Source organism: Paenibacillus wynnii (genome assembly GCF_000757885.1).
Lineage (GTDB): Bacteria > Bacillota > Bacilli > Paenibacillales > Paenibacillaceae > Paenibacillus_AQ > Paenibacillus_AQ wynnii.
Map to the genome: position 1 here is coordinate 1,634,246 of NZ_JQCR01000003.1, position 11,576 is coordinate 1,645,821.

The following is an 11,576-nucleotide window of genomic DNA, read 5'->3' on the forward strand; positions in this document are numbered from 1 at the left end:
AAAACAAAGAAAGATGTCAAGCCTTTTTGCTTGTCATCTTTTTCTTTGTCTTAATTCCATAATTTTTATCAGAAATTAGGCCTATATCAATGGATTGGCAGCAAATAAATGAAGACGGCCAAGAAGTGTATGGTACTTCCGCCAAGCACAAATAGATGCCAGATCGCATGGTGGTATGGGAAGCCTCTCCATACATAAAAGATCGTACCCAGTGTATAAAGAATCCCGCCTGCCATCAGCAGCGTCATGCCTTCTGGTGCGACTACAGCAGAAAGTGGATTCCAGGCAATAACGATTAGCCAGCCCATAACGATGTAAAAGACGGTGGACATAAATAGGAATTTTTTAACGAAATAGGCTTTAAATAAAACTCCAAAGATGGCAATCCCCCAAATGATGCCAAACAAACTCCAGCCCAATGTTCCACGGAGCGCAACAAGTAAGAAAGGTGTATACGAACCGGCAATGTATAGGTAGATTGAAGAATGATCTAGAAATTCAAAAAAATCCTTTGCCTTACCTTCATTCAAACTATGCACCAATGTGGAATTGAAATAGAGAAGCATCATCGTCGTGCCGTAAATGGAAAAGCTGACCACATGCCAGACCGTTCCCTTCAAGCTTGCAAAAACAATTAAAATCACAAGTGCAGCGACGCTTAATACGGCTCCGATACCATGGGTTACCGCATTTGCCACTTCTTCCTTGCGGCTGTAAGTATGAGTATTCGCCATGCCAAATCCTTTCGTGAATCATTTTCTACTATTATAGACGTTCCACGGGTGCCCTTCCACTGCACCGAAAGACCACCCGGGAGCCTCTAACTACAATTTATACAGTTCGGTGTACTTCTTTTCCAAGTAATCAGCCAGATAATCGGGGTTCAACGGCTCTCCGGTCACTTGTTCAATGATTTGTGAAGGCGTCAGGCTTTGCCCGTACTGATAGATTTTGTCTGTAAGCCATTCTTTGATCGGAAGCAGGTTCCCCGCTGCAATCCACTCGTCAAACTCCGGAAGCTCCTTGCGGAGAGTATTCAACATTTGAGCGGCATACATATTCCCGAGTGAATAGGAGGCGAAATATCCGAAATCTCCACCTGACCAATGTACATCCTGCAGCACACCTAAGCTATCTGTAGGCGGTGTAATTCCCAGATATTCTTGATACTTCGCATTCCACACTGCAGGAAGGTCTTTTACATCAAGTCCCTCATTAAAAATCAGCTTCTCGATCTCGTACCGAATAATAATGTGCAAATTATAGGTGAGCTCATCTGCTTCAATTCGAATAAAGGAATTCGATACGTTGTTAATAGCGCGGTAGAAATCTTCAACTTCAACATTAACAAGTTGGGCAGGGAAATGCTGCTGCAGATCGTTGAAATAACGCTGCCAGAAGGGAAGGCTGCGACCAATCATATTCTCCCAAAGTCTAGACTGCGATTCGTGAATACCCATGGATGCTCCTTGAGCCAAAGGTGTTCCCACGAGCTCTTTGTTGATATTTTGCTCATAGAGCGCGTGTCCGCCTTCGTGAAGAGAACTAAATACTGCGCTGGTCACGTTATCTAGTAAATAATTCGTAGTGATACGGACATCTCCAGGATTGAGTCCAGTGGCGAACGGATGCACACTCTCGTCCAGCCGCCCTGCATCAAAGTCATAGCCCATCTGCTCCAGAATAAACAGGCCGAATTTCTCCTGCTGATCCTTTTCAAATATACGATTTAAAAACTCTGTGTCCGGTTTATTGGGAGATGCCGCGATCGCTTCCACTAAAGGAACAAGACGGCTGCGCAGGCGGCTGAACACTTCATCTACTTTTTTCACTGTAAGATCAGGCTCGTACATATCCAACAACGTATCATAACGTGTTTCTTTTACACCCCAATAATCAATAAACTCTTTCTTGAAATCGACAATCTTGCTTAAAAAAGGCTCAAAGGAGGCAAAATCATTATTTTCCTTCGCCGCTTCCCACATCGTCTCCGTGTGAGCGGCCAGCACAGCGTATTCCTCGTATCTTTCAGGAGGGATGCTTTTGCTGCGTTCGTACTCCTTACGGCAATCCTTTACGATTTTATTCTGGATATCGGTCAATTGATTCATAATAGCCGGGCGGCTGAAAAACTCTGTAAAACGTCCCATTTCCGCCGAGGTTTCCAGCCTGAAGGATTCTCCACTCAGCATTCCTACTGTTCTGGACCGAACTTCGGCTCCCTTACGCGGCGCACCTGTACGCAAATCCCAATGCAGCAGACCAATCGCCTCATTATATCCGCTGATTTTGGATAATAGTGCGCTAAATTTCTCCCACTCTTCCGTTACGTGTTGTTCCATTTCGGGACACCCACTTTCTCTGTTTTACTTATCTCCACTTGATGATACTTTTTTAAATACGTATAATCAACTTCAAGGTATTCATTTTTAATTTGAAATACTTCGAAAATTCATCCTTAAATCAAGCACCTGTATGTAAGGTAAGCACTGTCGAAGAAATGTGGAGGGGGAAATACAGTATGAGTCAATTGTCTAAAATCATGGAGTTTAATCAGGAATTTGTAGAGAAAAAAGAATATGAATCCTACCTGACCAGTCGTTTTCCAGATAAAAAAATCCTCATAATTACCTGTATGGATACCCGTTTGGTAGAACTTCTGCCAAAGGCTATGAATTTCAAGAACGGTGACGTCAAAATCATTAAAAATGCCGGAGCCGTTATTTCCCAGCCTTTTGGCAGCGTTATGCGCAGTGTAATGGTTGCTTTGTATGAGCTGGATGCAGAAGAAGTGATCGTCGTGGGCCATTATGAGTGCGGTATGGCCTCCTTGAACGCTGACAAGATGATTAACTCCATCAAGGATCGCGGTGTTTCAGAACAAGTATTGGCTACCCTGGAAAACTCAGGAATTAAGCTGACGAAATGGCTGCGCGGGTTTGACAACGTGGAAGACGGGGTAATTCAAACTGTGGAGCTAATAAAACAACATCCATTACTTCCACCGGGCATACCTGTACACGGCATGATTATCGATCCGGCTACCGGAGCGCTTGATCTTGTCACTGAAGGGTACTAGTCTCGTAACGCTTATTGACAACTCTCAACTGCTGTTTGCGTGGACTCTGTCCACGCATTTTTTTTGCTATACATCTATAGAGTGGTTTGGATTATTTTAAAGGCGAAACCAACTTTATCCATTTACGTATTTACTCTGGGTACACAAAAGCATGAATAAGTATGGATAGAGGTGATTGCAATGAAGTTGGAATTAGAGAATATCCACAAAAGTTTTGGAGACAAAAAAGTGCTTCAGGGAATTAATTATACCTTTGAAAAAGGAAAAATCTATGGTTTACTAGGACGCAACGGCGCAGGGAAGACTTCACTGTTCAACTGTCTAAGCGGTGAGATCAAACCCGATAACGGAGGCGCTTTTCTTAGTATTCATGAGGTTAAAAGACAACTCCAGGATGAGGATATCGGCTATGTGTATTCCCTCCCCATTTTACCGGAATTTTTAACGGGTTATGAGTTTGTAAAGTTTTTTATGGATATTAATAAGGAGAAAGTAATGCCGAGCACCGCTATCGAGACCTATTTTGACCTCATCAAGATTGGTCAGACGGATCGGCACCGGTTGATCAAAAGCTACTCTCACGGAATGAAGAACAAGATCCAAATGCTCTGTGTCATCATTACCCGGCCTCCATTAATCTTGCTAGATGAACCGTTAACTTCGTTTGACGTTGTGGTAGCCTTGGAGATCAAAAAACTACTGCGTGACATGAAGGAAGATCATATCATTATTTTCTCAACACATATCCTGCAGCTTGCTACCGATCTATGCGATGAGCTCGTTGTGCTGAGTAACGGACAACTTGAGGAGATTCCCTCCAGTACTCTGCATAGCCCTGAATTTGAAGAGAAGATCATAACCTTATTAAAGGATGAGAATTATGATTAGTACGCTTAATAGTATTCTGAATATCCGGGTTTCCTCAACCACCAACCGTCTGATTTTCTATTTCAAACGAACTCCGATTATTGGGAAGCGGCTCGATGACAGCCTATACGGCAATATTTCTTTCAAAAGAAGCCTAGCCATTGTTGTAATGATATTTAGTGTGATATGGGGATTGTTGAACAAATTCTTGTACATAGGCGCCCTAATATACTTACCCGTCTTTTATTATAAAAAAGATCTCCAGGTAACTGAACAGCTTGAACTATTTCTTTATATCTTTGTACTGTTAAGTTTTGTAATCGCTCCAATCTCAAATTCCGTAATTTTAGAAGCTAAACGAGATAAATATATCTGTGTAAAGCTGCTAAGGATTTCTCCAACCAGATATACACAAGCTACTCTTGGCTTTAAATTTGTCCATTTTTTTGTTTATTTTCTGCCAGCGGTCATTGTATTTTTCTCCATCTTCGGGGCATCAACGGGGCAAGCAATTCTGTTCACACTTTTAATGACTGCTTGGCGATTAATCGGTGAGGCCCTAACTCTCTGGATATTTGATAAGACGGACATAATACTGTGGAAAAAGTATACTCTTGTTTGGTCAGCCATCCTTGCAGGCACTTTGGCAGCTTATATTCCCCTTGCGGTAGGCAATCCATTTGCTATTAGTAGGGTCATCTTCAACCTTCCTATTTCTTTTGCAATTCTAACCTTAGGAGTAATTGCGGTATTTTATATTGCAAAATACCCTGACTACCGCAGGGCGGTAGATGCCGTAACCAAGATAGATGAACCGCTGCTTGACATGGGAAAAATGATATCTACTGCAAAGCAGGCCGAGGTTAGCATCAAAGAATCCGATAGCTCTTCCACATATTCAGCCATTGATAGATATAGCGACAAAACAGGTTATGCATACCTGAATGCCATCTTTTTTGACAGACATAGACGCTTTTTAATCCAACCCGTCATAAGAAGGCTATATGTTATCGCTGTTCTCACTGCCGCCGGCTTTGCAAGCATGCTGATATTTCCCGAGGCCTCATTCACTCTTGCTTCCCAATTAGTTGATGGGCTGCCTATCTTAGTATTTATCATGTATTTCACATCTATCGGGGAACGAGTATGTAAAGCGATGTTTTACAATTGTGATATCAGTCTATTACGCTATGGATTTTATCGGGATCAAGAGACTATCCTGCAAAATTTCAAAATTAGATTTATGAAAATAGCCGGGCTAAATCTCATTCCCTCCGCAGCAATCTGTATTGCTGTCAGTGCATTGATTCTTTTCTCAGGGGTCCACTGGCCAATGATGGATGCGTTCAGCTTTTTATTATCGATTATTTTTCTCTCCCTCTTCTTCTCCGTTCATCATTTATTTATGTACTATATTTTTCAACCTTACAGTACAGAGTTTAATATGAAAAACCCCTTTTTCCGCATCGTCAATGGCATCGTATATGGTATCTGCATTATTTGTTTTCAATTTCAAAGCACTCCTGCTTATTTCGCAGTTGTTGTTCTTATCGCTACTATGGTGTATATAACTGCCGCTCTGATACTGGTGTACAAACTTTCACCCAGGACCTTCCGTATTAAATAAACAACCCTCTCCATGAAAAAAGGGGTGTCCCATAAGCCATGGGATGGCTACTTGGGACACCCCTCATTTTGGGAGTCGGATAGACGGTTATGCTTGTGAGGACGCTCCGCGAACGGACCGTTGCTCCAATCGCTGTGCTCTCCAGATTTTATTTATTTTCCTTAGCGGTAAAAATCCGGAGACAGCTTATGCTTTCGAAGCTAGTTTTCCTTCGGAAAACTTTCGGGCGACCGCTACCGCTTTTCCGCAATCGTTCCGTCCTCTCCGCTACTTTCAGCGGAAACCATTCCAAAATCTATTCCAAAAAAAGCAAAAAGAAACCTCTCTTTGGTAGAATGGAAGTACGACCAACCATTTCAAAAGGAGAGGTTTCTTTATACATTTAATATACCATGGACCAACGTTACAGGAGAAAGTGTATACCCTTTTTGCTGCCATTGAAACTGACGAGCAGCGGGAAGATCAGAACTGACCGGCGAGAAATTAGAAACCGCCATATGAAATTCGTAAACGTCATTACCGAAGCGCAAGTTGTGAAGACTGTCCACTGAAATCTAGTTGTACAAAGGCCGCGGGAAACCGTGAAGTCACCGTCAGCATGGAGTCCTTACGTTACCGAAAGCAGGCAAGGGAGTTACTGCGGAGCGAGGAAGGATAAATAACCTGCTAAAGCAAGCCAATACGGATCAAAAACGAAAACTAGCCAGTCTCCAATAACCCGGAGACTGGCTAGTTTTTTAGCTTTTATAGCTTTGAAGTGCAAAAGGCTGCCTCATACGTGAAAAATATCTTCTTTTGGGACAAGCCCTTTTCTTAATGGATTAGTGACACTTTAAATCAAAGCGATGGCGAGTAGATCGAACAGAGCAAGCGGTAAAATAACGTTATTGTAATAGCCGTAACCAGGGTATTGATATCCTGGATAATAACCCGGATATTGACCTGGGTAATATCCCGGATACGGTTTGTAATAAGGGTTATAGAACCCGCGGGCTGTTTCCTGTGTGACGGTCACACTCAAGTATAAGTGCTTATTATCAAGCCCGCTGATAACCCCTTCATGCATTTGACCGTCTAGCGTCTGCACCTTCACATTGTGGTTCATGTAAGGCTTGCAGGATTGATGCAAGGATTCCTTCACACCATGCAGGTGTTGGATTACCGCAGGATCCGCCTGATAGATAACGGACTGTTGTCCGGTGTTTAATGTCGACATATTTATCGAGACCTCCGTAAATGGATTTGCTCCATTCTATGCAGAAGCCCATGCCTAGGTGAATACCAATCAACCTTTGTCGTAATCTTTCTAACCTTTGACGGCCCCTCCTACAATTCCTTTAACAATTTGTTTCTGCATGACCACAAAGAAAATAAAGATAGGGATAAGGACAATTACGGTCAAGGTCATGAACATCGGCCAGTTCACGGAGAACTCTCCTTTGGCTTTGTACACCAGCAGTACCAGTGTTGCTTTATTGGATGAATTCAAGAAAAGCATGGGTGCCAGGAAGTCATTCCATATCCACATCGTCTGATAGATAATGCTGGTCACGGTGATGGGTTTAAGAAGTGGCAAAATAATTCGCCAGAAAATCCCCCAGATGCTGCATCCGTCAATGACCGCAGCTTCCGGCAATTCCTTCGGAATCGTCTTCATATACCCCATCATCAGGAAGAATACGAACACCGCTCCCCCCATGTAAAGAACAATTAGCCCTGACAGTTTATTGACCAGATGTAAGCCCGTCATTAATTCAAATAACGGAATCAGTGTCGTTTGAAACGGGATGAGAAACCCTGCCAGCAAATAGGTGGTGATTATTTTATTCATTTTGTTGGCATTGAAAACGACCGGATATGCCGCCATAGCCCCGAACAATACCATGAACATGACGGAGAAAACAGTAATGGTTAAGCTGTTACCAAAGCTGCGCAGCAGCGGTGTTTCTTCAAAGACTTTGACATAATTCGAGAAATTCCAAACCTTAGGCCATCCCATAGGATGCCGAGCGGTCTCGGCTTGGCTTTTCACCGTGTTAATAATAATTAGATAAAAAGGAAAGAAAGTGACGATGGCGATCGGAAGCATCAGGATATCCAGCAGCCAGTTTCTTTTTGCGGATTGGATCATAGGACACGTTCCTCCCGCTTTTGCATCCATGATACTTGGAAGAACGTAATCACAAGCACAATTAGGAAGAAAACGATGGACATGGCAGATGCCAAGCCGTATTGGACCTCAGAGATCCCGCGGAGCACAATTACCTGAGTGATGGTATGGGTCTCAAATCCCGGTCCCCCTCTGGTCAAAGCAAAAGGGATTTCGAACACCTTGAGTCCCCCGGTTAGCAGCAGCATTATACTAACTGTCATAGCTGGTGCAAGCAGCGGCAGTGTAATATGGCGGATTTGCCCCCAGCGTCCTGCCCCGTCTATGGAGGCAGCTTCATAGTAGTCTTTGGAGATGCCTTGCAGAAAAGCCAGATAGAGAACGGCGTGCCACCCGGCACCTGCCCACGCTGCAACAATGATCGTCATTAATTTTGCTAAGTTCGGGTCTGACAGCCAGGGCTGCGGACCGAGATTAAACACTTCTCTAAGCACGGTATTCAGAACACCGGATGAGATAGGGGCCAATATAAATCCCCAAATATACGCTAGCAACAATCCACTCGGGATGGACGGGAAGAAGAATATCGCCCGGTGAATATTTTTGGTGAAGAAGTTCTGATCCAGAATAAGAGCAAGCGGTATCGCAACTAAGGTAATAAGTACCGTACTAGAGATTGCATATAAGAGCGTATAGCTAATCCCGGATACTATAGCATCGTCTTTGAATATTTTTAAATAATTGCTCATCCCGACAAAGTTGTAGTTTTTATTATAACCGTTGAAATCAGTCAAGCTGAAAATGAACGACTTGATTAAGGGATAGATCGTGAACAAGGTATAGAATAGCAGAATCGGAATCAAGAACAGCTGATATTGCAGTTGCTTGAGAAACTTGGGCAAGTGGCCCCTCCTCCTTCCGGGAGCTTCCAGCAGGTTTTATTTGTTATCCATTTCGGCCAGCTTTTTATCCAATGCTTGTGCAATCCCTTCAGGGGTTCCTTTTCCTACAATTAGATCTTGTGAGGAGATCATGAATTGGTTGCGCAGAGCTTCTTGATGTCTCGGCCAGGAAACCATCGGTAAGTAGAACTTGCCTTGAAGGAGACCTTCTTTATAAGCTTTCTCGATTTCAGGACTTACTGTACTTTCATAACCTTTAGCTGTAATGAAGGCACCGCTTCCTTCTTCAAACTTCTTTAAGCCTTCAGGAGAAGCCAAATAGCTCAAGAACGTAAGTGCCTCTTCTTTATATTTGGTCTTGCTGTTAATGGCCAAGCCCACACCAGGAGCACCTGCATAGTAGTTGCCGCCAGGATTCGGTCCGGGAATTGGAGCCATTTCATACTTGAGGTCCGGATTTGCTTCTTTAAAAGTGTTAATATTCCATGGCCCGCCTGTAATCATAGCTACGTTGCCTACGGCAAATTCATTGACGATTTGATCGGCCGTCAGCCCAATCATGTCAGCCGTAAGAATTTTATTATCCACTAGGCCCGACTTCCACAGCTTGAAGGTTTCGGTCCAGGATTGTTCAAAGGTAGCTTTTCCTTCAAAGATTTTGGCATCGATATCCGCGTCCTTTGCAAGCGTCGTATTTGCGAATAATCCGTCATGTATCATCGTCACATCCCCTACGTTATCGTAGTAAGGAATGATACCGGCTTCTTTTAGAGTCAAGCAGGCTGCAATGAACTCATCCCACGTCTCAGGAAAGGTAGTGATACCGGCTTTCGCGAACAAGTCTTTGTTGTACCAGAGCCCGCCGACCCAGCCCGTTTGTGTAAAAGCGTAGGTTTTTCCGTTTTTACTAAGCATCGGTTTATTACCCTCAAGCATCACATCCATGAACGGCTCATTGGTTAAGTCAATCGCATAACCCCCGTCAATAATCTCATTACGGTTCTCGGCAGCGATAATAAAGATATCGGTAGCTGAATGGGACAGCAGCATCGTTTGCAGCTTGGAAATGTAATCTTTAACAGGCGGAGCATGTTGGAAATCGAAGGATATATTAGGATACTTTGCTTGGAAACCTTCCAGCAAAGGAGCCATTTCTTTCTCATTGTTCCACGACAAGATACTAAGCTTTACCTTCTTGCCTGAATTTCCGGAGCCTCCGACATCGCCGCTAGTATTTGTATTTCCGGCATTCGTGGCATTTCCGTTGTTCCCTCCACATGCAGTTAACATAACCGACAAACACAAGATGACAGCTAAAACGATTCCATATGATTTTTTCATACTGGCTAAGCCCCCCAAATCATTTTTGTAAGCACTTACATAACTACATGATATCCCGGAATGGATGTTGAATGAATTCACATCGTTGCATGATTTCTTGTAAATTGTTGCATGATTTTTTTATAAACCGTTTATCTTGTGCGAACTTCTATAGTCTTTGGGAGACATGCCAAAATGCTTCTTGAACGCCCGGCTGAAATAACTGTCATCCAAAAAACCGGTACGCTCAGCGATCTGATTGTTCTTCAAATCCGTTTCTCTCAGTAGCTCGGCTGATTTCTCCATACGGATCCGGGTGACATATTGCCAGTAATTCTCATTAAATTCCTGCTTAAATGTACGGCTGATTTGATACTTGTCCATGTCGAACCGGTCGGCCACATGTTGGAGAGATAGATCCTCCTCATAATGAATATCCACGTAAGCTTTGATGACCCTGATCATTTCCAGAAGTTTCGGTAACGGCAGCTCTTGACAGGAGGACAGCAGCGCAAGGCGTTGTTGCAATAAATTTTCCAGCTCATCTACTTGACGATACAGGTTCATCAATTCTTGTATAGAAGGCAGTTTATTCTGTAACTCTTCACCAGGGGCAGAGATCTCATTCAAATGCAGCAGGTAACGATAGCAGATCAAATATACGGATTCGGGTTTTGGACGTTTAGAGCGGAGCATTTCAAATAATTCACGAATGTCCTTTTCCAATGCCGGTATCGGTAATCCCATCCTAACCTTGTCTTCAAAAGCCTTTTCCCTGCTCTGAAGAAGTTCAAGTGAACCCTCATTGCGATTTCGAATCGCAGCATAAGTATGGATAGCATCCGCTTCAAAAAAAGAGTGCTGTACCGCTTCCCTGCACTCGGCAATACGGGTCAGCAGCAATCCTGCATCAGACTCGATTCCGCTTATCCCTATATTTATCGACTCCATAGGATACCGTTCCTTCCAATGGATGACACTCCCTTTGGTGCATTGCAACAATTCGGCATCTTTAATTCCCGAGTGCAGACCCACCACAATCACATGCTCCTTATGGTGTTTATAAGTCCGTACACTGCATACATGGATGCCCTCCCTCTCCCAAGATTGCTGCTCCCCGTAAAAATGATCGAAGGGAAGACCATCAATCGCCAGGGCTGCGTAAGAGCTAATGCCCAGCTTTTCAAATCCCTCCTGAATGATCTTTACTGCAGTCTCTGGTAATACTCCCGCATACGTTGCTTTGTCCAATTCGTTCTCGATGGATGATAGGATATCCTTACGAGCCTCCTCGATCAGCTCCTCCAGAACCTTCCTTAACTGCTCTGAATCTATAGGCTTCAAGATATATTGAGAAACTCTTAGACGGAGTGCTTCCCGGGCATATTCAAATTGATCATACGCACTCAATATAATGGTTCTCGGCTTCCAGTCCAAAGATTGAATACGCTGCAGGGCTTCAAGTCCGCTTAACAAAGGCATTTGAATATCTATAATCAATAGATCGGGATGGTAGGACTCCACAAGATTAGCTGCTTCTTCCCCGTTGTAAGCATGTTTAATCTGTTTAATTCCGAGAGCCTTCCAATCCATTGTTTTCTCTAGATACTTATGGACCGACATTTGATCATCTGCAATAAGTAGCTTCATAACATCCACTCCATTCTTAGC

At 43.4% G+C, this 11,576-nt stretch carries 10 protein-coding genes and 1 pseudogene; 4 read left to right on the plus strand and 7 right to left on the minus strand.

Features of this window, described 5'->3' with window-relative positions; translation table 11 throughout:
* Positions 1 to 86 precede the first annotated feature (86 nt).
* Both trhA and PWYN_RS23040 read right to left on the minus strand, forming a co-directional pair.
* Positions 87 to 734 (minus strand): PAQR family membrane homeostasis protein TrhA, encoded by a 648-nt coding sequence (trhA, locus tag PWYN_RS23035; protein WP_036656717.1) that lies wholly within the window; start codon positions 732 to 734, stop codon positions 87 to 89.
* Between the two features lie 90 nt (positions 735 to 824).
* Positions 825 to 2,342, minus strand: coding sequence for a carboxypeptidase M32 (locus PWYN_RS23040; RefSeq protein ID WP_036656719.1), 1,518 nt, complete (start codon positions 2,340 to 2,342; stop codon positions 825 to 827).
* Between the two features lie 179 nt (positions 2,343 to 2,521).
* On the opposite strand from PWYN_RS23040, the gene PWYN_RS23045 reads away from it, so the two are divergent.
* The 4 genes and pseudogenes from PWYN_RS23045 to PWYN_RS28860 form a co-directional block, all read left to right on the plus strand.
* A complete protein-coding gene (locus PWYN_RS23045) occupies positions 2,522 to 3,079 on the plus strand; it encodes a beta-class carbonic anhydrase (RefSeq protein WP_036656721.1) in 558 nt (185 codons plus the stop codon).
* Between the two features lie 180 nt (positions 3,080 to 3,259).
* Positions 3,260 to 3,967, plus strand: coding sequence for an ABC transporter ATP-binding protein (locus PWYN_RS23050; protein WP_036656723.1), 708 nt, complete (start codon positions 3,260 to 3,262; stop codon positions 3,965 to 3,967).
* A gap of 175 nt (positions 3,968 to 4,142) precedes the next feature.
* A complete protein-coding gene (locus tag PWYN_RS23055; protein ID WP_157261247.1) occupies positions 4,143 to 5,573 on the plus strand; it encodes a hypothetical protein in 1,431 nt (476 codons plus the stop codon).
* 496 nt (positions 5,574 to 6,069) lie between these two features.
* Positions 6,070 to 6,228: pseudogene (locus PWYN_RS28860) on the plus strand (transposase); the annotation flags it as partial.
* Positions 6,229 to 6,405: 177 nt separating this feature from the next.
* Here PWYN_RS28860 and PWYN_RS23065 read toward each other — a convergent pair.
* From PWYN_RS23065 to PWYN_RS28340, 5 genes are all read right to left on the minus strand, one after another.
* Positions 6,406 to 6,789: a hypothetical protein gene (locus PWYN_RS23065; protein ID WP_036656727.1), complete on the minus strand. Its 384-nt coding sequence runs from the start codon at positions 6,787 to 6,789 to the stop codon at positions 6,406 to 6,408.
* Positions 6,790 to 6,879: 90 nt separating this feature from the next.
* Positions 6,880 to 7,704, minus strand: coding sequence for a carbohydrate ABC transporter permease (locus PWYN_RS23070; RefSeq protein ID WP_036656730.1), 825 nt, complete (start codon positions 7,702 to 7,704; stop codon positions 6,880 to 6,882).
* Positions 7,701 to 8,585, minus strand: coding sequence for a carbohydrate ABC transporter permease (locus PWYN_RS23075; RefSeq protein WP_036656732.1), 885 nt, complete (start codon positions 8,583 to 8,585; stop codon positions 7,701 to 7,703). Before PWYN_RS23075 ends, PWYN_RS23070 begins: the two co-directional genes overlap by 4 nt.
* Before the next feature lie 36 nt (positions 8,586 to 8,621).
* Positions 8,622 to 9,926 (minus strand): ABC transporter substrate-binding protein, encoded by a 1,305-nt coding sequence (locus PWYN_RS23080; protein ID WP_036656735.1) that lies wholly within the window; start codon positions 9,924 to 9,926, stop codon positions 8,622 to 8,624.
* Between the two features lie 120 nt (positions 9,927 to 10,046).
* Positions 10,047 to 11,555, minus strand: a complete 1,509-nt coding sequence (locus tag PWYN_RS28340) for a response regulator (RefSeq protein WP_052088322.1) — start codon at positions 11,553 to 11,555, stop codon at positions 10,047 to 10,049.
* Positions 11,556 to 11,576: the final 21 nt, after the last annotated feature.